The following is a 22,686-nucleotide window of genomic DNA, read 5'->3' on the forward strand; positions in this document are numbered from 1 at the left end:
GTAAGGGCTGCGCGCCCGTGCGAGGTCGCGTGCCCCGGCCCGCCGACTCACTCGTATCAGTCCTGTGACGTGGCCTTTCGTCGCGTTGACGGAACTGTTGCCGGCTCTGGTGCGCCGGTGGAGGAACCTGTGGTCTCCGCTCGACCTACTCCGGAAGCGCCGCCGGGTTCTGGGCCAGCAGCCCGCCGTCCACGCGGTGCTCGGCCCCGGTGATGAACGACGCGCGCGGGCTCGCCAGGAACGCCACCATCTCGGCGACCTCATCGGGCTTGGCCACGCGGCCCAGCGGGTGGGAGCGGCCCCACTGCGCCACCTGCTCCTCCTGCGACAGCTCGCCGCGCCACAGGTCGGCCGCCCAGCGCAACATCGGCGTGTCCACCGAGCCGGGGCAGACGACGTTGACCCTGATCCCGTCGGCCGCGTGGTCGAGCGCCATGGCCCTGGTCAGGCCGTTGAGCGCGGCCTTGCTCGCGGTGTAGGCGGCCACCTGGGCCTGCGAGGAGAACGCCTGGACCGACGACATGATCACGATCGAGCCGCCGCCGCGGGCCCGCAGCCTCGGCACCGCGGCTTTGCACGCGAGATAGACACCCTTGAGGTTGATGTCGAGCACCTCGTCCCAGACCTCTTCCGGCGTGTCCTCGACCGTGCCGTAGCGCTGCACGCCCGCGCACGTCACCACGATGTCGAGCCCGCCGAACCTGGCCACGGCCAGGTCCACGAGGTCGCGCATGGCGCCGGCGCTGCGGACGTCGGCGACCCTGCCGACGACGTGCTCGCTGTCGAGCTCGGCGCTCTGGTCGGCGCCGCAGAAGACCACGGACGCCCCGCCGTCGGCCAGCCGGTCGACCACCGCCCGGCCGATGCCCATCGACCCGCCCGTGACCAGCGCGACTTTCCCGCCGAACTCGCTCATACCAGCACCTCCGCGCGCAACCGCAGTTCTTTCGTCTCGTGGGGGTTCAGGGTGAGGGCCGTGCCGTTGGCCACGGCGGCGGCCAGGCCGTCGGTGGGCATGCTGGAGAAGGGCTCGAGGCCGACCGTGTAGACCCGTCCCCACCAGGGGTAGCCGGTGGACGCGCCGAGCTCCTGCCACATCCACAGGTACGGCAGGAGCGTCGCATCCCACTCCACCCGCATACCGATATCCCCAGAAATTTCGTACCATCCCTCGTCAAAGCCGGTCAGATACACGATGTCGCTCGGCGCACCCCGCTCCGGCACCACGCTCAGATCCGTCTCACCGCCCCCGTCCGCAGGCACGACCGGCCACTGCCAGGGCCCGCCCGCCTGGACCCGCCGCCCGCCGGGGCCGATCGCGCTATCGTGCGGGATCACGGTCACGCCCTCGGGAAGCCTGATCCTGGCGCCCGGCCGCAGGAACGGCAGGCCGTACACGATGTGCTGGCCCCACATGGCGTGCAGCGGCAGGCCGGACTCGTTGCTGGCCCGCCCCTCGATCTCCAGCGCCATCGTGCCCGACCGCAGCCGGAAGACCTTCTCCACCGCGTACGGCAGCCGCCGCGTGCGCACGCGCAGCCGCACCGCGACCTCCTCCTCGGAGTCGGACACGACCTCGCACTCCCACGGCAACCCCGAGACCTCGCCGTGCTGGGCCAGCCGCGCGCCCCGGTACTCGCTCGGCGCGCCGCCGCTGGGGAAGACCTCCTGCCAGCCGCCCTCGTAGTGGTCGACGAACTGGGCGACGTCGTCGGCCGCGCCCTGGAGGTGGTCGCGCGGGTCGCGCAGGCCCTGGGGGGAGAGCCAGACGAAGTCGGTGTCGGTGGGCTTGTGCAGGAACTCGACCACGTCGCCGCCCTTGTCCGGCACGACGGTCACGCGCAGCCGTTCGTTCTCCAGCACGACCGCCCGCAGCCCGTCGATCGTGACGTGCCGCAGGCGGGCCGCCCAGTTACGCCTCACTCGAACGTCACATCCAGGAATCGGGGCCGGTAGATCGACACGTCACGGTAGTGGTCGGTGTTCACGAAGCTGTTGACGTTGTACGAGATCACGAGCCCGTCGCCGTCGACGTCGGGATGCGCGTGGGCGTTGTAGGTGAAGACGTCGCCCTTGGTCTCGGGGGTCGTGTAGACGTGCTGCTTGCCGGTGAACGGCCCGGCCGGGGAGCAGGAGGAGTAGGCGACGATGTTCGGGTTGAGCGCCTCGGTGGTGTCATGAGTGATCAGGACATATCCGGATCCGACCTTGCTGACGCTGTACTCGTTCGCCACCCCGCTCATCACCCGCGCGGAGTCGGCCTCGTCGGGCGACCAGGTGCCGTCGGCCTTGAGATATTCCCAGCGGCCCAGCAGGCTCTGTCCCTTGACCCTGGCGACGTGCATGTACTTCGGCGACCCGAGATCCTCCACGCCGTAGACGTAGGTGTATCCGCCGTCCTTCAGGGTCGCCGAGGCCCACGAGACGCCGTGCCCCGAGGGCAGGTCGTGCACGCTGATCGGCTCGTCGAGCCGCCCGGGGGCGAACCTGGCCACCACGTTGCGATGCCAGCGCCAGTCCCACGCGCCGTCACCGAAGCGCTCGTACTCCTGGTAGGTGACCTCGACGACGCCGCCGGCCAGCGTCGCGTCGCCGGCCCAGAACCAGTGGTCCTCGTCGCGCGGCGGCATCACCGCGGTCGGCTTCTCGGCGGTGCCGTCGTGGATCGTGGACAGCCTGCCGTCGCGCTCGACGGCGAACGTGTTGTTCAGGAAGACGGTCGTGCCGCCCTCCTCGACCACGGGCGGTCGCGAGCCGTCGGGGTTGACCTGGCCGAGGAAGGTGTCGGAGAAGATCCACAGGTCCTTCCCGCCGGGCAGTTCGAGCGAGTAGGTGCCGTCGGCGCCCGTCCAGTCGTCCAGGCGGCTGTTGTCGTTGCCGTAGGCGGTGAACAACGTGGTCAGGCGGGCGTTCGTGGTGGCGCCCGCGACGGTCGGGGCGCACTCGGAGGCGGCGGTGGCCGGCTGCTCCTGCGGTGCGGCGGAGGGCGCGGGTTTGGGCGGCGCGGCCCAGACCGGCTGCGGCACGGCCGTCAGGCCGGCCAACGCGATGGCGAGGGGTGCGAGGGCGGAGCGGAATCGCGTCATCACTGGTCCTAGGGGAGGAGGCTCCCTACAGTTCTAGTCATTAGATCACTTGCTGTCCAGAGTCCTCCGGGATTCGCCGGAACCCGGGCCTCACGCCACTAGAGTGACGCTGCGTACAACCCCCCAGCCGAACGGATGGTGAAGATGTCACCACGCGTGCCGCTCACCCGCAGAGGCCTGCTCAAGATCGGCGCGGGCGTCGCCGCCACAGCCGTGGCGGGCGCCGGCACCGCCTCCGCCGCCTCAGCGGGAGACCGCTTCCAGCTGACCGCGCCCTCCCACCCTCTGATCTGGAAGAAGGCGCTGCGCGACGAGACCGTGCTGCAGTCGTTCGCCTTCGACAACGACAACGGGCACATCTACACCGTCCAGGTGAAGAACGGCGCAGGCTCGAACACCGCCGGTGACCTGTGCCTGACCAAGCTGAGCCTGACCGGCTCGATCCTCGGCCACATGTACCTCATGGGCTTCGGCCACGGCGTGCAGATCGGGGTCGAGCCGTCGGGGAGCTCGGCGTACCTCTGGACCGAGACCGACGCGGTGAGCGACGGCAGCTCCGCCAGGGGCAGCAGGCTGGCGCGGTTCAAGTTCGTCAACGGCCAGACGCTGACGAGGTCGTCGTCGGCGCTCACCAAGTTCAGCCCTGTCTCTGGAGCGGTCAACACCACCTGCGCGATCGACCCTTCGACCGACCGGCTGGTCATGCGCTACCACGACGGCGCTTCCTTCCGGTTCGCGGTGTTCTCGCTGGCGGCGCTCAAGTCCGGCTCGGCCGACCCGATCCACGACGTGCCCCAGCTGTCGGGTCTGGGCACCTTCCAGGGGTACGCCGCCTACGGCGACTTCGTCTACATCCTGACCGGCAACGCCTACAGTGACGCCAACCCGCCGCCTGGCAACTCGTTCATCACGTGCCTCGACCTGCGCACGGGCAGCCGCGTGCAGCGGGCGCGCACCGAGGCGGGCAGGTCGCTCGACTTCCGCGAGCCGGAGGGCATGGCCATCCAGCTCGCCTCCGGCGGCCCCCGCCTGTGCCTGGGTCTCGCCTCTGGCGTTCCGAAGGCCCGCAAGGCCAGCATCTTCTACAAGACCGAGCTCGTCTGAGCGGCCGGAAAAGGTGATGCTCCGTCACGAACCGGCCCGGTAGCCTGCGCGCATGGGTCACGTCGAAGTAGGACATCTGACATACGTGCTGCCCGACGGGCGGCCCCTGCTCAACGACGTGTCCTTCCGGATCGGCGAAGGAGTGAAGGCGGCGCTGGTCGGGCCCAACGGCGCGGGCAAGACCACGCTTATGCGGCTGATCGCCGGCGACCTCCAGCCGGTCGAGGGCTCCGTGGCCGGCTCCGGCGGGCTGGGCGTGATGCGCCAGTTCATCGGCAGCGTGCGCGACGGCAGCGACGTGCGCGCCCTGCTGCTGGGCGTCGCGCCGCCCGCCGTGCGGCAGGCGGCCGAGCGGCTCGACGAGGCCGAGCTGGCGATGATGGAGCGCGACGACGAGAAGACGCAGATGCGTTACGCGCAGGCCATCAGCGACTACACCGACGCCGGCGGCTACGACATCGAGGTGCTCTGGGACACCTGTACGGTGGCCGCGCTCGGCGTGCCGTACGAACGGGTGAAATATCGCGACGTGGCCACCCTGTCGGGCGGCGAGCAGAAGCGGCTGGTCCTGGAGGCGCTGCTGCGCGGCCCCGACCAGACCCTGCTGCTCGACGAGCCCGACAACTACCTCGACGTGCCCGGCAAGGAATGGCTGGAGCAGCAGCTCAAGGAGACGCCGAAGACGGTGCTGCTGGTCAGCCACGACCGCCAGCTGCTGGCGAACGCGGCCGACCGGATCGTCACCGTCGAGTCGGGCGGCATCTGGATCCACGGCGGCGGGTTCGCCACCTACGCCGAGGCGCGCAAGGCTCGCAACGAGCGGCTCGACGAGCTGCGCAGGCGCTGGGACGAAGAGCACGCCAAGCTCAAGGCCCTGGTCACCATGTTGAAGAACAAAGCGCGCTACAACGACGGCATGGCCCCCGCCTACCACGCCGCCCAGACGCGGCTGCGCAAGTTCGAGGAGGCGGGGCCGCCGGAGGTGGCGCCGGGCGAGCAGAACATCAAGATGCGCCTGCGGGGCGGCCGCACGGGCAAGCGCGCGGTCATCTGCGAAGGGCTGGAGCTCAGCGGGCTGATGCGCCCGTTCGACCTGGAGGTCTGGTACGCCGAGCGCGTCGCGGTGCTCGGCTCCAACGGCTCGGGCAAGTCCCACTTCCTGCGCCTGCTGGCGGGCGAGCAGGTCCGCCACGAGGGCGTGGCCAGGCTGGGCGCCCGCGTCGTGCCGGGCCACTTCGCCCAGACGCATGCCCGGCCCGAGCTGCTCGGCCGCACCCCCGTCGACATCGTCATGACCGAGCACGCCAGGCTGAAGAACGAAGCCATGAAGGCGCTGGCCCGCTACGAGCTGGCGGGCAGGGTCGCGGAGCAGCGCTTCGAATCGCTCTCTGGCGGGCAGCAGGCGCGCCTGCAGATCCTGCTGCTGGAGCTGTCGGGGTCCACGCTGCTGCTGCTGGACGAGCCGACCGACAACCTCGACCTGGCCAGCGCCGAGGCGCTGCAGGCGGGGCTGGAGGCGTTCGACGGCACGGTGCTGGCGGTGACCCACGACCGCTGGTTCGCCGCCGACTTCGACCGCTTCCTGGTCTTCGGCTCCGACGGCACGGTCTACGAGTCGCCCGAGCCGGTCTGGGACGAGTCCAGGGTCGTGCGTCCGCGTTAAAGACTTGGTACGGCAGGCGCGTGTCCTCTGCCATCCGTGCCCATGCACGGGTTATCACGGCAAAGTGATCCCGCGTAGCCGAACCGTCAGCCTCCTCGCACTCGGGGCGATCTGCCTCACCGGGTGCGCGAGCGAGGAACAGCCCGTACAAGAGCTCAAGCCGCTCGCTCTCAAGGAGCAGGTCTCCAATATCGTCAAATCCGCCGACGGATATGCCGTCAACTGGGCCGGCGTGCTCAGCAACACCAACCCGTGGCATTTCGGCGAGCACGTGGTGGCCACGATCGTCGGGCACGACACGAAGGGCGCCGAGGTGGTCAGGATGGACCAGCCGCTCGACGCCGTGCCGCCGGGCGGGTCGCTGGCCTTCACCGGCCAGGCCACCGCCACCGAGAAGCCGGCCAAGGTGACGATCCAGTACCGCCCCGCGCAGTGGCGGCTGGCGGCGCGCATCCCGTCGGCGTTCCGTGAGTTTCCCATCACCCGAACCCAGACATTGCGCCAGAAAAACGGCTCATACCTTATTACTGGGTATGTCGATAATCCTTATAGAACGGCGGCGAGCAGCCTCGTCGTCAACGCGTTGCTGCGCGACAAATCAGGCAAACTTCTGGCCGGCGGCAGCACGTTCGTGGATGACGTGAAAGCGGGCCGCCCGCCGCGCTTCATCCTCACGGTGTCGGGAGTTCCCGCGCGCGCCAAGGTCGCCAAGACCGAGATCGTGGCGCGGACCTGGGGATCGACCGGCCGTCCTTACGAGGATCTGGCGCTCGGCGGCGCCCTGCCGGTGCACACGGTCAAGCCGACGACCGAGCCGTTCGCGGTGGACCGGAGCACCGAGATCGTCTCCAAGTACAAGCAATGATTTTCTGCTCTAAAGTTCGATAAATCGGGCCACAGGGCGACACAGGGCTGCATAGTGCCGCACAGTGCCGCACGGGGGCTACAAAAAGGGGCGCAGGGGGCCATCGTGAATATTCATCAGGAACCCGAACATGCGGCCCGACAAGCCGAGCCAACGGCGCGGAAATGGTGGAACTACTAGTTACCGATCCATTACCTTCGGTCACATGGATGACCGCGTTCTGGTCGAAGCCCTTCGCGCCCGCGACGCCGACGCCGTGGCCGCGCTCTACGACGCCTATGCGGAGAGCATTTACCGCTACTGCTGGTCCCTCCTGATGAGTGGCGACAGCGCGCAGGTGGCTCTCCGCGACACGCTGATCGCGGCCGAGGCGCACGCGGACGCGCTGGCCGACCCGGGGAGGCTGCGCACCTGGCTGTACGCGCTGGCCCGCGCCGAGTGCCTGCGCCGCAGGGCCTGCGCCCCGCCCGGCTCCGCGCAGGCGCTGGCCGAGGCGCCGCCGCTGGACGACCCGGCCGACGCCGACCTGCGGATCATGGCGTGGAACGCGGTCCACGGCCTGCCCGTGGCCGACCGCGAGGTGCTGGAGCTGGCCTACCGGCACGAACTGCCCGCCGCCGAGCTCGCCCAGGTCCTCGCCCTCCCGCCGCGCCAGGTGGAGCAGGTCATGGGGGAGGCCCGCGAGCGCCTGGGCGGCGCGCTCACGGCCGAGATCCTGGCCGGGAAGGGCCCGTACGACTGCCCGGCGCGCGCCCGCATCCTCGCCGGCTTCTCCGGCCGGCTGACCCAGGAGATGCGCGAGCACCTGATCAGGCACCTGTCGCACTGCGAGACCTGCGCGCCCCACCGCACCCGCGAGGTGTCGGCCGCCAAGGTCTACGCGCTGCTGCCGGCCGTGGCGCTGCCGGAGGCGCTGCGGGTCAGGGTGCTGAGCTGCTTCGGCGACCCGGAGCTGCTGCCCTACCGGCGCTACGTCGCCAGGCGGACGAGCGGCCTGGGAGCCGCCGGGTTTCCCGTTCTCGCGGACAAGGGCGCTGGAAGGTGGCCTCAGGCGCTGGCAGGCGCGCTGGCGGCGGTCGCGGCCGTGGTGGCGATAGCGGTGATCTTCCAGCAGATCGGCAGGGACAACGGCGGCCTGTCGGGCGTCGCCACGGCGGCGTTCCCCCCGACGGGCGAGCCGCCCGGCATCAGGCTGCCCTGGCAGGGCGAGCCGAAGAACCAGCCGGTGACCGTGATGCCCATCGTCGACGCCACGACCATGCGCCCGCTCGGCGTCACGGAGTCGCCCGATTTCCCGCCGCCCCTGGTCATCCCCTCGCCCTCGCCCCTGATGCCCTCGCCGACCGGCGGCCCGCCGCCGTCGCCCGGCCCGCGGCCCACCGGGCAGGGGCGGCCGCCGGGCCTCCCTCCGACGCACGTACGGCCGGTGGAGCCGTCCCTTGCGGAGCCCCCTCCGGTCAGACCCTCGCGGCCGCGGCACACGTTCAGGCCCCCCGGTGGGCCGCCCCGGACCTTCACCCCGACCCGCACCCCGACCCGCATCCCCACCCCGACCATGACGCCGATCCCCACCGTCACGGTGACGCCCACCCCGACCACCCCCAAGCCGACGCAAACGGCTACCCCGCCGCACACCGAGGAACCTTCGGCAACGCCTACGGAAAGCGGCTGACCTGCGTAAACCCCTGTTACGCACGTCAACTGTCGGGGACTGTGTGCATAGAGTGACCATCTGCTTCCAGGGGGACCTATGCGCGCATTCCGGGCTGGGCTGCTCGTGGGCTGCCTGCTGGTCGGCATGTGCCCGCCGGTCATGGCGGAGCCCGTCCCCTCCTCGCGTGACGTCAAGAAGGCCCGCCAGACCGTACGCGAGCGGTCGAAGCGGCTAGGGGAGACCAGCGCCAAGCTGGCGACCGCCCAGTCACGGCTCGACCGGCTGGCCGCCGAGGTCGAGCGGCTGGTGGAGGCGTACAACGGGGAGCTCGTCCAGCTCCGGCGCGCCGAGCAGGCCAACGAGCAGGCCAAGGCGCGACTCGCGGCGGCCGACGCCGAGGTCGAGCTGGCCCGGCGCGACGTCGCGCTGCTGGCGGCGGAGACCTACGGCGGCGTGGCGATGCGGGAGCCGTTCCTCGGCATCCTCATCGACCAGGGCGAGACAAGCGGCCTGCTGCACCGGGCGGGCGTGCTCGAACACATGAGCAGCGAGCGGGCCGCGATCCTCGCCAGGATGCGCGACGCCCAGGAGGTCGCGAACATCCTGCGCATCGAGGCCGCCAACGCCTACGCCGCCCACAGGGCCGCCACCGAACGCGCCAGACTCGCCAAGATCGCCGCCAAGGAGGCCGTGGCGAGGCAACTGCGTGAAACGAAGGCGCTGCGGGCCCGCGAGGAGCACCTCCAGCGCAAGGTCGACGCGGCCCGCACCCGCGCCCAGCGGCTGGCCCGCCGCAAGGCCGCGGCCGCGTCGGTCGCCGGGCTCACCTCCCGCGGGTCGGCGCTGGGGGACGTCGCGGCCAACTGGGCGCTCACCCAGCTCGGCAAGCCGTACGTGTGGGCGGCCGACGGCCCCGACACCTACGACTGCTCGGGGCTCACCATGCGCGCCTGGGAGAAGGTCGGCGTGCGGCTCGACCACTGGACCGGCACCCAGTGGACGTCGGGCCCGCACGTGCCGCTCGACCAGCTGCACCGCGGCGACCTGGTGTTCTTCGGCCACATCAGCGACGACCCCGGCACCATCCACCACGTGGGGATCTACGTCGGCCGGGGCCAGATGGTGCACGCGCCGCAGACCGGCGACGTCGTACGGGTCGCCTCGATCTACCGCGGGGACCTGGTGGGCGCCACCAGGCCCCGCTGACGGTCAGTGACCGTGGTTTCCCTCGTCCTTGGCCCGGCGGAAGGAGCGCTCGATCTCGGCCTCCGCCTCGATGCGGCCCACCCAGTTGGCGCCCTCGACCGACTTGCCCGGCTCGAGGTCCTTGTAGACCTCGAAGAAGTGCTGGATCTCCAGCCGGTCGAACTCCGACACGTGATGGATGTCCTGGATGTGGTGCATGCGGGGATCGGTCGAGGGGACGCAGAGGACCTTGTCGTCGCCGCCCTTCTCGTCGGTCATCCTGAACATGCCCACCGCCCGGCACGTGATGTAGCAGCCGGGGAACGTCGGCTCCTGCAGCAACACCAGCGCGTCCAGCGGGTCGCCGTCCTCACCGAGGGTGTTCTCGATGAAGCCGTAGTCGGCGGGGTACTGCGTGGAGGTGAACAGGAGCCGGTCGAGCCTGATCTTCCCGGTTTCGTGGTCCACCTCGTACTTGTTCCGTTGCCCCTTGGGAATCTCTACGACAACGTCGAACTCCACCGCGGTCCTCTCTCATGGGTCGAGAGCACCTCGCCAGGCGTCCGGGAACGCGATCACCCGCCTCCCCGGGGCCCGGTCCGGGCTTCTCTCCCCCGCTCAGCCCCCGGGCACCCCCGGCTGGGCGTTAATGTCTCGTAGGCGAACACTGGAGAGAGGGCGGGCGACGTGGCGCGGCACGACAGGTGGGTGATGCTGACCACCCTCGTCGTGCTCCAGGCTCTGACCATCGTCATCGGCGTTTACGCGATGACCACCGGCTTCAGCCTCAGCGCGTTGACGGGGCAGTCTCCACCGGCCGGGCCGACGGAGTCACCGCAGGAAGAGTCTCCCCCCGCCCCCGTGGTCACCGCGGGACCTGTGCTGGCCCAGCTTCCGGCGAAGCCCGGAGACGGACCTCTCCCGACCAAGAGTACTTTGACGCGGCAGCTCACCCGCGCGCTGGGTGACGCGGCCCTGGGCGACAGGGTCGGCGCCGTCGTGCTCGACGCGGTCACCGGCCAGCAGATCTTCGCCTCCAACGCCGACGCCGCCTTCGTGCCCGCCTCCACGACGAAGATCGCCGTCTGCGCCGCCGCGCTCGCCTCTCTGGGGCCCGACACCCGCCTGTCCACCAAGGTCGTCCAGGGCGCCAAACCCGGCACCGCCGTCCTCGTGGGCGGCGGTGACCCGCTGCTCGCCGGCCCTTCCGCCAAGCCCGGCTACCCGAAGCAGGCCTCGCTCCGGACGCTGGCCGCCCGCACCGCCGCCACCCTCAAGTCGCGAAATATCAAGAAAGTCACCCTCTCGTACGACACGTCCCTCTTCGTCGGCCCGACCAAGGCCGACGGCTGGAAGCCGAGCTACATCCCCGACGGCAACGTCGCCACCGTCCACGCCCTCGCCATCGACGAAGGCCGCCGGCACCCCCGCTACAACGCCCCCAGAGTCGACGACCCGCCCCGATACGCCGCCGCCGCCTTCGCCAGACTCCTCAAGAAAGAGGGCATCGCGGTGTCGAAATCCGTGCGCCAGGCCAAAGCCCCCGCCGGCGCCACCGAACTCGGCCGGGTCGACTCCGCCCCCGTCTACGCCCTCGTGGAGCACACCCTGACCGAGAGCGACAACGACATGGCCGAGGCGCTGATGAGGCACGTCGCACTCAAGGAAGGACAACAGGCGTCGTTCGAAGGAGGCGCCAAGGGCGTGATCGCCGTACTCCAGCGGCTCGGGGCCGCCCAGGGCGTCGCCGCGCTCTCCGACGGCAGCGGCCTGTCCATCCGCAACCGCATCAGCCCCGACGCCCTGGCCAAGATCATCGCAATGGCCGGCTCCGCGAACCACCCCGACCTGCACGCCATCGCCTCCGGCATGCCGATCGCCGGATTCTCCGGCACCCTCGGCAACGGCCGCCGCTTCACCGCCGCCGACAGCAAGGGCCAGGTCGGCCTCGTACGCGCCAAGACCGGCACCCTCAACAACGTCAACACCCTGGCAGGACTGGCCACCACGAAAGACGGGCGACTGGTCACGTTCGCCTTCATGGCCGACCACGTCCCCGTCACCGCCGAGCCCGTACTCGACCGCCTCGCCGCCATCGTCGCCCGCAGTTGACTGTATTTATGGCGATCCTGCGGATCGCGGCTCGGTCGCTTGGGTCCGGTGTCTTCCCTCGTCGTTCGGTCGCTGCGCTTCCTCTCTCCTCAGTCCAGACACCGGCGCTCCCTCGCGGGTTGATGGCGATCCTGCGGATCGCGGCTCGGCCGGGGACCTTCGCGGGTACGACGAGAAGCACGTACGGTGGACGTTATGCAGGTGATCGACTGGGATCTGGCCGTCACGACCGGCACGCGCCTGGTGCGCCCCGGTCCTCAGGTGAGCCGGGAGGAGGCCAGGCAGGCCGTCGCCGAGCTCCGCACCCTGTCACGTGAGGCCGAGGGCCACGTGCGCGAGTTCACGAAAATTCACACCGACACCGCGCCGCAGCCCGCGACCATCGTCGACCGGCCGGGCTGGATCAAGGCCAACGTCGAGGGCTTCCGCGTGGTGCTCGAACCCTTGACCCAGCGCATGAGCGGCGGCGACAATCCGCCACCCGCCATCGTCACGGCCGTGGGCTCCCGCATCACGGGCGTCGAGGTCGGCGCCGTCCTGGCGTTCCTGGCCTCGCGCGTGCTGGGCCAGTACGAGCTCTTCCTCCCGCCCGACCCGACCGGCGAGGAGCCGACGGGCCGCCTGACCCTCGTCGCGCCCAACATCGTCCACGCCGAGCGCGAGATGGGCGTCGATCCGCACGACTTCCGCCTCTGGGTCTGCCTCCACGAGGAGACCCACCGCGTCCAGTTCACGGGCGTGCCGTGGTTGCGCGAATACGTACGGTCGCAGATGACCGAGTTCCTGCTCGCGTCCGATCTCGACCTGCCCACCCTGCTCGAACGCCTGCGCAACGCCGCCGACACGGTGGCCGACGTGGTGCGCGGCGGCGAGGGCAACCTCATCGACGCCATCCAGTCGCCCGGCCAGAAGGAGATCCTCGACCGCCTGACGGCCGTGATGACCCTGGTCGAAGGGCACGGCGACTACGTGATGGACGCCGTCGGCCCTTCCGTGGTGCCGTCGGTCGCCGACATCCGCGCCAAGTTCGCCCAGCGCCGCGAGGGTGGCTCCCGCCTCGACCGCACGGTCCGGCGCCTGCTGGGGATCGAGGTCAAGATGAAGCAGTACGCGGAGGGCTCGGCCTTCGTCCGCACCGTGGTCGACCGGGCCGGCATGGACGGCTTCAACAAGATCTGGACCTCGCCCGAGACGCTGCCGACGACACCGGAGATCTCCGACCCCGACGCCTGGGTCGCCCGCGTCATAGGCACTCCGGCCCTCCCGGCCTGACCCGCGTCACCCGCCCGGATCGCCGGTGGCGGCCGGAAGCCGTGCGGGGTGTCCTGGGGCGGGGTGTCCTGGGGACGGTCGGACTCCGGCGGGGTCTCCGGGGGGCGGTCGCGCTTCGACCGGTTGCCCGTGGTTGCCGGGTGACCGGCGGGTCGCCGTAGAGACTGTGTGACGACGGGTGGGTTGCCGTGGCGGCGGCGGGTTGCCGGAAGTGGCGGCGGGAACCGGGAGAATGGCCTCGTGGGGCCACATCCAGCAGTAGCCGACGTGCGCAGGGCCGTGCGCGAAGCGCTGGCCGACGCCGAGGAGGGCGCGCTGGTCCTCGCGGCGTGCAGCGGCGGAGCCGACTCCCTCGCCCTGTCGGCCGCCCTGGCGTTCGTGGCCCCCAGGATGGGCCTGCGGGCGGGCGTGTTGTCCGTGGACCACCGGCTCCAGCCGGGCTCGGCCGAGCGCGCCGAGACGGTGGCGGGGCTGGCCCGGGGGATGGGGCTCGATCCGGTGGAGGTGCTCGCGGTGACGGTGGGCACGGCGGGCGGCCCCGAGGCGGCGGCCAGGGAGGCGCGTTACGCCGCGCTGGCCGAGGCGGCCGACCGGCTCCAGGCGCCGGCGGTCCTGCTCGGCCACACGAGGGACGACCAGGCGGAGACGGTCCTGCTCGGCCTGGCGAGGGGGAGCGGACTGCGTTCGTTGTCCGGCATGGCGGCCAGGAGCGGCCGCTGGCTCCGCCCGTTCCTCCACCTCCCGCGGGCGACCACGGTCGCCGCCTGCCAGGCGCTGCGCCTGTCTCCGTGGGACGACCCGCACAACGTGGATCCCCGCTACACGAGGGTCCGCGTCAGGAGGCAGGTGCTGCCGGTGTTGGAGAGGGAGCTCGGCCCGGGGGTCGCGGAGGCGCTCGCGAGGACCGCGGGGATGGCGCGCGAGGACGCCGACGCCCTGGATCGGTGGGCGGAGTCGGCGTACCGAAATTGCGCTCTTAGCGATATCGGAGAGTCGGTCGCGCTGTCCACGGCGGAGTTGGAGAAGCTGCCCGACGCCGTCAGGCGGAGGGTGCTGCGCCGTGCGGCCATCGCGGCGGGAGCACCGCCGGGAGCCCTGTCGGCCGCCCACGTGCTGGCCGTGGACCGGCTGGTCACGCGGTGGCGCGGGCAGAAGGCGGTGGACCTGCCCGGGGGTCTGTCCGCCGTGCGGCGGTATGGCACCCTGATACTCGCCATCAGTCCCATCCCGTAAGGAACCACAGGTGGACGCTGCCGACATGGGCAATGACCTGGAGAAGGTCCTCATCTCCGAGGACGACCTCCAGGCCAGGATCAAAGAGCTCGCCGGCCGGATCGACGACGACTATGCGGGCAAGGAAGTCCTGCTCGTGGGCGTGCTCAAGGGCGCGGTCATGGTGATGGCCGACCTGGCGAGGGCTCTGCACGTGCCCGTGCAGATGGACTGGATGGCGGTGTCGTCCTACGGTGCCGGCACCAGGTCGTCCGGCGTCGTACGCGTGCTGAAAGACCTCGACACCGACATCCTCGACCGTCATGTGCTGATCGTCGAGGACATCATCGACTCCGGCCTGACCTTGCACTGGCTGCTGGAAAACCTGAAATCGCGCAATCCGGCCTCGCTGGAGATCTGCGCCGCGCTGCGCAAACCTGACGCGGTGAAGGTGCCTATCGAGGTGAAATACGTTGGTTTCGACATTCCCAGCGAGTTCGTCATCGGTTACGGGCTCGACTACGCGGAGCGATACCGCAATCTGCCGTTCATCGGCACGCTCGCTCCGCACGTTTACACCTAGCAATCCGGCAGTGTTCCCGGCGGACCGGGAACACTGCGCAACGTGACGTACGTTGATAGGGCAAGACCGGTGTAGCGGGCGGGTCCCTCCGTGCGCTGTGCCGGTGTACCTTCGGACTTCTGGAGGGTGACCCCGTGTCCCCTTCGGGTAGTCAGAAGTCGCGGTGTCGGATGCCGCGGCCCCGGGGCGACCCGGGTTCAAGGCCATGGTCAGGAAGGGACGGGCCCGCAAGGGGTTCCGCATCGGATGGATCTCAAGCGATTTACACGTGGGCCACTGCTGTGGATCCTGGGCATCGTCGTGCTGCTCCTGCTCGTCACCCAGCTCTGGAGCGGTGGCGGCAATTACAAGCCGGCCGACACGTCCCTGGTTCTCCAGCAGATTCGCGCCGGAAACGTCAGCAACGCCAAGATCATCGATAAGGACAACCGGATCGAGGTGACGCTGACCAACCCCGTCGTGGTGAAGGCCGGCGACGCCCCGACGAAGCTGATCCAGTCGGACTGGGTCACCGGCTACGGCAGCAAGCTGACCGACGAGCTCCAGGCTCAGGTCGACGCGGGCAAGACCAAGAGCTTCGCCACCGAGGTGCCGCAGGAAAACTTCCTGGTGAGCCTTCTGGTGAGCTTCCTGCCGATCGTCATCATCGTGCTGATCTTCCTGTTCATCATGAACCAGATGCAGGGCGGCGGCTCCCGGGTGATGAACTTCGGCAAGTCGAAGGCCAAGCTGATCACCAAAGACACCCCCAAGACGACCTTCTCCGACGTCGCAGGCGCTGACGAGGCCATCGAGGAGCTCCAGGAGATCAAGGAGTTCCTGCAGGCCCCGGCCAAGTTCCAGGCGATCGGCGCCAAGATCCCCAAAGGCGTGCTGCTCTACGGCCCGCCCGGCACCGGCAAGACGCTGCTGGCCCGCGCGGTCGCGGGCGAGGCGGGCGTGCCGTTCTACTCCATCTCCGGTTCCGACTTCGTCGAGATGTTCGTCGGTGTCGGCGCCTCGCGTGTGCGTGACCTGTTCGAGCAGGCGAAGGCCAACGCCCCGGCGATCATCTTCATCGACGAGATCGACGCGGTCGGCCGCCACCGCGGCGCCGGCCTGGGCGGCGGTCACGACGAGCGCGAGCAGACGCTCAACCAGCTGCTCGTCGAGATGGACGGCTTCGACGTCAAGGGCGGCGTGATCCTCATCGCGGCCACCAACCGGCCCGACATCCTCGACCCGGCGCTGCTGCGTCCCGGCCGTTTCGACCGGCAGGTCACCGTCGACCGGCCCGACCTCGAGGGCCGCAAAGGCATCCTCAAGGTGCACGGGCGGGGCAAGCCGTTCTCCCCCGACGTCGACCTCGACGTCATCGCGCGCCGCACCCCCGGGTTCACCGGCGCCGACCTGGCCAACGTGATCAACGAGGCGGCCCTGCTCACCGCGCGGGCCGACCAGAAGCTGATCACGATGGAGCTCCTCGAGGAGTCGATCGACCGCGTCATGGCAGGCCCCGAGCGCAAGACACGGGTCATGTCCGACAAGGAAAAGAAGATGATCGCCTACCACGAGGGCGGTCACGCGCTGGTGGCGCACGCGTTGCCCAATTCCGACCCGGTGCACAAGATCACGATCTTGTCCCGCGGCCGCGCGCTCGGCTACACGATGACGCTGCCGATGGAGGACAAGTTCCTGGCCACCAGGTCGGAGATGATGGACCAGCTCGCGATGTTGCTCGGCGGCCGCGCGGCGGAGGAGCTCGTCTTCCACGAGCCGACCACCGGCGCCTCCAACGACATCGAGAAGGCCACGGCCGTCGCCCGCCGCATGGTGACCGAATACGGCATGAGCGAGCAGCTCGGCGCCCGCAAGTTCGGCAGCGGCCAGGCCGAGGTCTTCCTCGGGCGCGAGATGGGTCACGAGCGCGACTACTCCGAGAAGATCGCCTCCACGATCGACGAGGAGGTCCGCAGGATGATCGAGACGGCGCACGACCAGGCCTGGGACATCCTGGTCGAATACCGCGACGTGCTCGACAACCTCGTGCTCGAGCTCATGGAGAAGGAGACCCTCTCCCGCGAGCAGGTGCTCCAGATCTTCGGCCCGGTGGTCATCAGGGAGCACCGCCCGTCCTACGCGGGCTACGGCAAGCGGCTGCCCTCCGACCGCCCGCCGATCCTGACCCCGAAGGAGCAGTCGGCCAACGGCTCGCTCGGCGCGGGCCACCAGGACGCCCTCCCGTCCGGAGACAGTGCGTGACTCAGCACGACATCGACCAGGGGCGGATCGAGAAGGCCGTTCGCGAGATCCTCTACGCCATCGGCGAGGATCCCGACCGCGACGGCCTCCTCGACACGCCCGCCCGGGTCGCTCGCGCCATGGCCGAGCAGTATTCCGGGCTCGGCCAGACGCCTGAAGACGTGCTGACCAAGGTCTTCGACGTCGACCACGACGAGATGGTGCTCGTCAGGGACATCGAGGTCTACTCGACCTGCGAGCACCACCTGGTCCCGTTCCACGGGGTGGCCCACGTGGGCTACATCCCCAACCAGCGCGGCGAGGTGACGGGCCTGTCCAAGCTGGCCCGCCTGGTCGACGTGTTCGCCCGCCGCCCCCAGGTGCAGGAGCGCATGACCTCGCAGATCGCCGACGCGCTCATGCGGGTGCTGGAGCCGCGCGGCGTCATCGTGGTGGTCGAGGCCGAGCATCTGTGCATGACGATGCGGGGGGTGCGCAAGCCCGGCGCCAAGACCGTGACCTCGGCGGTTCGCGGTGACTTCCGCACCAGCGACAAGACCCGATCCGAGGCGATGGCGCTGATCCTGGGCCGCTGACGACTGAACGGGGTACCCACGATGTCATCAGGTGTCCGCAAGCGCCTAGGCTTGGTCCATGACTAGCGTGCCCATGAACGTGCCGGGAGGTGCGGATCGGTGCCTTGTCATGGGCGTGGTCAATGTGACGCCCGATTCGTTCTCCGACGGCGGCCGCTGGTTCGACGAGGACGTCGCGATCCGGCACGGCCTCGACCTGGTCCGTGAGGGCGCCGACATCGTCGACGTGGGCGGCGAGTCCACCCGTCCCGGCGCCGCCAGGGTGTCGCTGCAGGAAGAGCTGGCCCGGGTCGTCCCGGTGATCAGGGCGCTCGACGCGGAGGGCGTGCGGGTCAGCGTCGACACGATGCGAGCGGAGGTCGCGAGGGCCGCGGTCGAGGCGGGCGCACGGCTCGTCAACGACGTGAGCGGCGGGCTGGCCGACCCCGACATGCCCCGCGCGGTCGCCGCGACCGGCGTCCCCTACGTCGTGATGCACTGGCGCGGCCACAGCCACGACATGGACAGCCGTGCCGTCTACGCCGACGTGGTCACCGAGGTGCGCGAGGAGCTGAGCAAACGGGTCGACCTGGTGCTGGCGGAGGGCGTCACGGAGGAGCAGATCGTGATCGACCCGGGGCTCGGCTTCGCGAAGAACGCCGACCACAACTGGGCGCTGCTGGCAGGCATCCCGAAACTCGCCGAGATGGGTTTCCCGCTGCTGGTGGGGGCGTCGCGCAAACGGTTCCTCGGCCGGCTGCTGGCCGACCCCGACGGCACACCCCGGCCGTTCAGCCGCAGCGACGACGCCACGCTGGCGGTGACCGCGCTGGCCGCCCACGCGGGCGCCTGGTGCGTGCGCGTGCACGAGGTAGGTCCCAATGCCGATGCCGTGCGCGTGGCCGCCGCATGGAAGAGAGCCGGAGCCAACACATGAGCGTCGACACCGCCGCTATCGAGACGGTGAACCAGGAGTTCTACACCGCGATCGAGAACGCCGATCTCGACAAGATGACCGAGATCTGGGCGGAGGACTCCGGTGACGAGCAGGTGAGCTGCGTGCACCCGGGCTGGACCCTGCTGACGGGCCGCTCCGAGGTGCTGCGGTCCTGGGCGTTGATCATGGCCAACACCACCTACATCCAGTTCGTGCTGACCGACGTCAACACGACCGTGCTGGGTGACGTGGCCGTGCTCACCTGCGTCGAGAACATCCTCACCGCGGGCGAGGAGGGTGAGTCCAGCTTCGCCGCGGGCAAGGTGGTGGCCAGCAACGTCTACCTCCGCACCCCGCAGGGATGGCGGTTGTGGATGCACCACGGCTCGCCGGTGCTCCAGAGTGACGACGACGAGGAGGAGGACGGCGAGCTTGAGCGCTGACCGCATCGCTCTCAAGGGTCTGCGGGCCTGGGGGAGACACGGCGTGCTCGCTGCCGAGCGGGAGCTCGGGCAGGAGTTCGTGATCGACGCGACGCTGTTCCTCGACACCGCCCCGGCGGCGGCGGGCGACGACCTCGCCAAGACCGTCCACTATGGCGAGCTGGCCGAGGCCCTGGTCAGGGTTGTGGAGGGGGAGCCGGTCGAGCTGATCGAGACGCTCGCGCAGCGGCTGGCCGACGTGTGCCTGTCCAGCGAGCTGGTGCGCAAGGCCGAGGTGAGCGTGCACAAGCCGGCGGCGCCCATCCCGCTGCCGTTCGACGATGTGGTCGTGACGATCGAGCGGAGCCGCTGATGAAGGCCGTCATCGCCCTGGGCAGCAACCTTGGTCCTCGCTTCCAGACGTTGCAGGGCGCCGTCGACACCCTGTTCGACGCCCCCGGGCTGGAGTTCGTCCAGGCGTCCCCCGTCTACGAGACCGACCCGGTCGGCGGCCCGTCCGGGCAGCGCCCCTACCTCAACGCGATCGTGATCGCCGAGACCACGCTGGAGCCGGCGCGGCTGCTGGAGCGGGCGCTCAACGTCGAGGACGCCTTCGGCAGGGTCCGCGAGGAGCGGTGGGGGCCGCGCACGCTCGACGTCGACCTGATCGTGGTGGGCGAGTCCGTCAGCGACGATCCCGAGCTGACGCTGCCGCATCCGCTCGCTCACGAGCGCGCGTTCGTGCTGGTGCCGTGGTCGAAGGCCGACCCCGAGGCGGTGCTGCCCGGGCGCGGCCGGGTGGCCGACCTGCTGGAGGGGCTCGACCGGCAGGGCGTACGCCTGCGCGAGGATCTCAAACTGCAGAGGCCGGATTGAGGCCCACCCGCCCCGGCCATCTGGTCGGCATCCTCGTCGTCGTCGCGCTGCTCACCTGGGTGGTGATCCGGCCCGTCTACTCCGACCTGCCGCTCATGCCGTGGACCGCGATCCCCACGGTGACGTTGCTGGCCATCGGCGAGGGCTACACCGCGTGGCTGACCAAGGCCCGGATCGGGCGGAAACCCGGCACGAAGCCGGTGGAGCCGATGGCGGTGGCCCGGCTGGCCGCGCTGGCGAAGGCGTCGGCGTATGCGGGGGCGGTGTTCGGGGGGATCTTCGCCGGGTTCGGGCTGCACACCGTGCAACTGCTCGACAGGGAGACGCCGAGGGGCGAGTTCCTCGTCGCCACGGGGTCGTTGGTGTCGTGCGTCGTGCTCGTCTGCGCCGCCCTCTACCTGGAGCACGCCTGCCGCATCCCCAAGGAGCCCGAGGAGCAGAAGCGCGACTAGTGCTCGCCGGGAAGGTCTTCGGTGCTGCGCCGGGCGCCTCTGCGGACCCGGTCGTGCCACATCTCCCGGTGCAGGACGCGGAGCGCGCGGCGGATCACGTCGCTCGGCCGCTCACCTTCCCGCAGCGCGGCACGGATGATCCGCTCGTCCTCGGCGGTGGCGTGAAAGCCGATGTCAGCCATGTTCCGAGCCTAGGGAGCGGCCGACGTCCTCGCCCTGCTTTTGACGTACAGGCGTGCGGCGGCGTCGGCCGAAGAGGTAGATGACCGGGGCGGTGCAGACCAGCGGGCCGATGACGGCGATGGGGCGCTCCAGCCACCATTTCAGGTCGGGCGGGATCCGCGTGCCCATGGTGCCGAACCACCACCACGACAACCCCAGCGCGATGGCCATTCCCGTGGTGTGGAAGAGGAACAGCGGCAGCGAGTAGCGGTTGATGAAGTCGTTCACCCGGCGCCAGCCCGGCCGCCCGAGTACGCGCTCCATGGACGGCCGCAGCACCTCGACGAGGCCGATCTGGAAGAGCAGGAGGGCCACGATCACGAACGTGGGCGGCGCCATGTTGGACCACTTGTCGCCGGGCACGCCTACCATCGACCCGGGATAGATGCCCGAGTAGACGAGCCCGAACAGGGCGAACAGCCCGGTCCACAGCAGCCCCTTGTCGTAGCGCCGGGGCAGCGCCACGACCCGGTCGTAGAAGAAGCCGGCCTGGTGGGCGAGCCCCCAGACGATGAGCATGTTGAGCCAGCCCGCCGGGTCGACGCCGTAGCTGAAGCGCACCACGTCGATCACCAGGGCCGCGCCGCCGAGCCAGATCAGGGCGAGCACGTCGTAGCGGTTGTGCAGCCAGAGCGCCACCGGCAGCAGCGCGATCAGCACCAGGTAGACGCCGAGGAACCACAGCGGGCTGAGCACCAGCAGCACCACCCGCCACATCCAGTCGACGTCGAACGCCCACGTGACGGTGGCTCCGATGAGGACCCACACGCCGGACAGGAACAGTGCGGGTAAGGCCAGCGCGCGGATGCGCCGCAGGACGAACGAGCCGATGCCGACGCCCTGGGCTCTGGCCCGGTTCCAGGACAGCAGGTGGACGTGACCGCCGACGTAGAAGAACAGCGGCAGCACCTGCAGCAGCCAGGTGAGGATCCACAGGCCGGAGGTGAAGCCCAGCGGGCTGGTGGGCTCGGGGCCGTGCGGCTTCCATTCGAGAATGGTGAACGCCCAGTGCCACACCACCACGACGATCAGGCTCAGGGCGCGCAGCCAGTCGACGTACTTGTCGCGTTCTTGCGTCGTCACTTGTCGATGTCACCCACGACGAAGAACATCGAGCCGAGGATGGCGACCATGTCGGCCACCAGGTGGCCGGGCAACATCTCGCGCAGGACCTGGACGTTGTTGTAGGAGGCGGAGCGCAGCTTGAGCCGCCACGGCGTCTTGTCGCCCTTGGAGACGAGGTAGTAGCCGTTGATGCCGAGCGGGTTCTCGGTCCACGCGTACGTGTGGCCCTCCGGCACCTTGAGCACCTTGGGCAGCCGCTGGTTGATCGGCCCGGGGGGAAGCGCGCGCAGCCGTTCGGCGCAGGCGTCGGCCAGGTCGAGCGAGACCTTGAGCTGTTCGAGCAGGACCTCGAAGCGGGCGTGGCAGTCGCCGGCGCTCCTGGTGACCACCTTGACGGGCAGTTCGGGGTAGGCGAGGTAGGGGTCGTCGCGGCGCAGGTCGAAGTCGACGCCGGAGGCGCGGGCGATGGGGCCGCTGACGCCGTACTGCATGATCTGGTCGTGGGTCAGCACGCCGACGCCCGTGGTGCGGGCCAGGAAGATGTCGTTGTGCAGGATGAGGTTCTCGATGTCGGGCACGCGGCGGCGGGTCTGCTCGACGGCCGCCGACACGCGGTCGAGCCAGCCGAGTGGCAGGTCCTCCTTGAGCCCGCCGACCCGGTTGAACATGTAGTGCATGCGTCCGCCGGAGATCTCCTCCATGACGGCCTGGATGCGCTCGCGCTCGTCGAAGGCGTAGAACAGCGGGGTGATCGCGCCTAGTTCCAGGGGGTAGGAGCCGAGGAACATCAGGTGGTTGAGCACCCGGTTGAGCTCGGCGAGCAGCGTACGCGCCCACACGGCCCGGACCGGCGGCTCCATGCCGAGCAGGCGTTCGGCGGCGAGCACCACGCCCAACTCGTTGGCGAACCCCGACAGCCAGTCGTGCCGGTTGGCGAGCATGATGATCTGGCGGTAGTCGCGGACCTCGAACAACTTCTCCGCGCCGCGGTGCATGTAGCCGATGATCGGCTCGGCGGTGGCGATGCGCTCGCCGTCGAGCGTCAGCCGGAGCCTGAGCACCCCGTGGGTCGACGGGTGCTGGGGGCCGATGTTGAGGATCATGTCCTCGGTGGCCAGTTCTTTCGCGCCCGCACCGAGTCCGACCACGCGTTCCGTCATACGGCCATGCTGCCACCGTCG

23 protein-coding genes are annotated in these 22,686 nt (G+C 69.9%); 16 read left to right on the plus strand and 7 right to left on the minus strand.

Features of this window, described 5'->3' with window-relative positions; all coding sequences use genetic code 11:
* Positions 1 to 145 precede the first annotated feature (145 nt).
* From ACZ6SA_RS18520 to ACZ6SA_RS18530, 3 genes are read right to left on the minus strand one after another with little or no spacing between them, the layout of a single operon-like run.
* On the minus strand, positions 146 to 916 hold the full coding sequence (locus tag ACZ6SA_RS18520; RefSeq protein ID WP_443153675.1) for an SDR family NAD(P)-dependent oxidoreductase: 771 nt from the start codon (positions 914 to 916) through the stop codon (positions 146 to 148).
* Entirely contained in the window at positions 913 to 1,923 is a 1,011-nt protein-coding gene (locus tag ACZ6SA_RS18525) for a DUF4432 family protein (RefSeq protein ID WP_465829163.1), read from the minus strand. Before ACZ6SA_RS18525 ends, ACZ6SA_RS18520 begins: the two co-directional genes overlap by 4 nt.
* Positions 1,920 to 3,086: a DUF4185 domain-containing protein gene (locus ACZ6SA_RS18530; protein ID WP_465829165.1), complete on the minus strand. Its 1,167-nt coding sequence runs from the start codon at positions 3,084 to 3,086 to the stop codon at positions 1,920 to 1,922. The genes ACZ6SA_RS18525 and ACZ6SA_RS18530 overlap by 4 nt, the downstream gene beginning before the upstream one ends.
* 144 nt (positions 3,087 to 3,230) lie before the next feature.
* On the opposite strand from ACZ6SA_RS18530, the gene ACZ6SA_RS18535 reads away from it, so the two are divergent.
* From ACZ6SA_RS18535 to ACZ6SA_RS18555, 5 genes are all read left to right on the plus strand, one after another.
* The gene (locus ACZ6SA_RS18535; protein WP_465829167.1) at positions 3,231 to 4,190 is read left to right on the plus strand and encodes a phage baseplate protein; all 960 of its coding nucleotides are present in this window, start codon (positions 3,231 to 3,233) and stop codon (positions 4,188 to 4,190) included.
* A gap of 52 nt (positions 4,191 to 4,242) precedes the next feature.
* Positions 4,243 to 5,853, plus strand: coding sequence for an ABC-F family ATP-binding cassette domain-containing protein (locus ACZ6SA_RS18540; protein WP_443153671.1), 1,611 nt, complete (start codon positions 4,243 to 4,245; stop codon positions 5,851 to 5,853).
* A gap of 64 nt (positions 5,854 to 5,917) precedes the next feature.
* The gene (locus ACZ6SA_RS18545) at positions 5,918 to 6,718 is read left to right on the plus strand and encodes a hypothetical protein (RefSeq protein ID WP_347648023.1); all 801 of its coding nucleotides are present in this window, start codon (positions 5,918 to 5,920) and stop codon (positions 6,716 to 6,718) included.
* A gap of 205 nt (positions 6,719 to 6,923) precedes the next feature.
* A complete protein-coding gene (locus ACZ6SA_RS18550; RefSeq protein ID WP_465829170.1) occupies positions 6,924 to 8,390 on the plus strand; it encodes an RNA polymerase sigma factor in 1,467 nt (488 codons plus the stop codon).
* A 78-nt stretch (positions 8,391 to 8,468) separates the two neighbouring features.
* Positions 8,469 to 9,578: a C40 family peptidase gene (locus tag ACZ6SA_RS18555; protein WP_347648021.1), complete on the plus strand. Its 1,110-nt coding sequence runs from the start codon at positions 8,469 to 8,471 to the stop codon at positions 9,576 to 9,578.
* 3 nt (positions 9,579 to 9,581) lie between these two features.
* Here the strand turns inward: ACZ6SA_RS18555 and ACZ6SA_RS18560 are convergent, their stop codons facing one another.
* Positions 9,582 to 10,079 (minus strand): inorganic diphosphatase, encoded by a 498-nt coding sequence (locus ACZ6SA_RS18560; RefSeq protein WP_347648020.1) that lies wholly within the window; start codon positions 10,077 to 10,079, stop codon positions 9,582 to 9,584.
* Positions 10,080 to 10,268: 189 nt separating this feature from the next.
* Here ACZ6SA_RS18560 and dacB point away from each other — a divergent pair, with 189 nt between their 5' ends.
* From dacB to ACZ6SA_RS18615, 11 genes are all read left to right on the plus strand, one after another.
* A complete protein-coding gene (gene dacB / locus ACZ6SA_RS18565) occupies positions 10,269 to 11,669 on the plus strand; it encodes a D-alanyl-D-alanine carboxypeptidase/D-alanyl-D-alanine endopeptidase (RefSeq protein WP_347648019.1) in 1,401 nt (466 codons plus the stop codon).
* 195 nt (positions 11,670 to 11,864) lie between these two features.
* A complete protein-coding gene (locus ACZ6SA_RS18570; RefSeq protein WP_347648018.1) occupies positions 11,865 to 12,941 on the plus strand; it encodes a zinc-dependent metalloprotease in 1,077 nt (358 codons plus the stop codon).
* Between the two features lie 240 nt (positions 12,942 to 13,181).
* On the plus strand, positions 13,182 to 14,174 hold the full coding sequence (gene tilS / locus ACZ6SA_RS18575; RefSeq protein ID WP_347648017.1) for a tRNA lysidine(34) synthetase TilS: 993 nt from the start codon (positions 13,182 to 13,184) through the stop codon (positions 14,172 to 14,174).
* A 10-nt stretch (positions 14,175 to 14,184) separates the two neighbouring features.
* Positions 14,185 to 14,736 carry a hypoxanthine phosphoribosyltransferase gene (gene hpt, locus ACZ6SA_RS18580; RefSeq protein ID WP_347623965.1) on the plus strand — a complete coding sequence of 184 codons (552 nt, stop codon included), beginning with the start codon at positions 14,185 to 14,187 and terminating at the stop codon, positions 14,734 to 14,736.
* Between the two features lie 246 nt (positions 14,737 to 14,982).
* Positions 14,983 to 16,977, plus strand: coding sequence for an ATP-dependent zinc metalloprotease FtsH (gene ftsH / locus ACZ6SA_RS18585; protein WP_347648016.1), 1,995 nt, complete (start codon positions 14,983 to 14,985; stop codon positions 16,975 to 16,977).
* On the plus strand, positions 16,974 to 17,552 hold the full coding sequence (gene folE, locus ACZ6SA_RS18590) for a GTP cyclohydrolase I FolE (protein WP_132597767.1): 579 nt from the start codon (positions 16,974 to 16,976) through the stop codon (positions 17,550 to 17,552). The genes ftsH and folE overlap by 4 nt, the downstream gene beginning before the upstream one ends.
* A 58-nt stretch (positions 17,553 to 17,610) precedes the next feature.
* Complete coding sequence (gene folP, locus ACZ6SA_RS18595) at positions 17,611 to 18,468, plus strand: dihydropteroate synthase (protein WP_443153665.1); 858 nt, start codon at positions 17,611 to 17,613, stop codon at positions 18,466 to 18,468.
* Positions 18,465 to 18,911, plus strand: coding sequence for a nuclear transport factor 2 family protein (locus ACZ6SA_RS18600; RefSeq protein WP_132332063.1), 447 nt, complete (start codon positions 18,465 to 18,467; stop codon positions 18,909 to 18,911). The genes folP and ACZ6SA_RS18600 overlap by 4 nt, the downstream gene beginning before the upstream one ends.
* A complete protein-coding gene (gene folB / locus ACZ6SA_RS18605; protein WP_347648015.1) occupies positions 18,901 to 19,263 on the plus strand; it encodes a dihydroneopterin aldolase in 363 nt (120 codons plus the stop codon). The genes ACZ6SA_RS18600 and folB overlap by 11 nt, the downstream gene beginning before the upstream one ends.
* On the plus strand, positions 19,263 to 19,766 hold the full coding sequence (folK, locus tag ACZ6SA_RS18610; RefSeq protein WP_347648014.1) for a 2-amino-4-hydroxy-6-hydroxymethyldihydropteridine diphosphokinase: 504 nt from the start codon (positions 19,263 to 19,265) through the stop codon (positions 19,764 to 19,766). The genes folB and folK overlap by 1 nt, the downstream gene beginning before the upstream one ends.
* On the plus strand, positions 19,763 to 20,218 hold the full coding sequence (locus ACZ6SA_RS18615; RefSeq protein WP_347648013.1) for a DUF3180 domain-containing protein: 456 nt from the start codon (positions 19,763 to 19,765) through the stop codon (positions 20,216 to 20,218). Before folK ends, ACZ6SA_RS18615 begins: the two co-directional genes overlap by 4 nt.
* Here ACZ6SA_RS18615 and ACZ6SA_RS18620 read toward each other — a convergent pair.
* From ACZ6SA_RS18620 to ACZ6SA_RS18630, 3 genes are read right to left on the minus strand one after another with little or no spacing between them, the layout of a single operon-like run.
* A complete protein-coding gene (locus tag ACZ6SA_RS18620; RefSeq protein ID WP_443153664.1) occupies positions 20,215 to 20,400 on the minus strand; it encodes a hypothetical protein in 186 nt (61 codons plus the stop codon). The two genes, ACZ6SA_RS18615 and ACZ6SA_RS18620, sit on opposite strands and share 4 nt — an antisense overlap.
* A complete protein-coding gene (locus ACZ6SA_RS18625; protein ID WP_465829178.1) occupies positions 20,393 to 21,523 on the minus strand; it encodes an acyltransferase family protein in 1,131 nt (376 codons plus the stop codon). Before ACZ6SA_RS18625 ends, ACZ6SA_RS18620 begins: the two co-directional genes overlap by 8 nt.
* On the minus strand, positions 21,520 to 22,665 hold the full coding sequence (locus tag ACZ6SA_RS18630; RefSeq protein WP_347648010.1) for an NADH-quinone oxidoreductase subunit D: 1,146 nt from the start codon (positions 22,663 to 22,665) through the stop codon (positions 21,520 to 21,522). Before ACZ6SA_RS18630 ends, ACZ6SA_RS18625 begins: the two co-directional genes overlap by 4 nt.
* Between the last annotated feature and the right edge of the window lie 21 nt (positions 22,666 to 22,686).

Source organism: Nonomuraea sp. NPDC049378 (assembly GCF_055586745.1).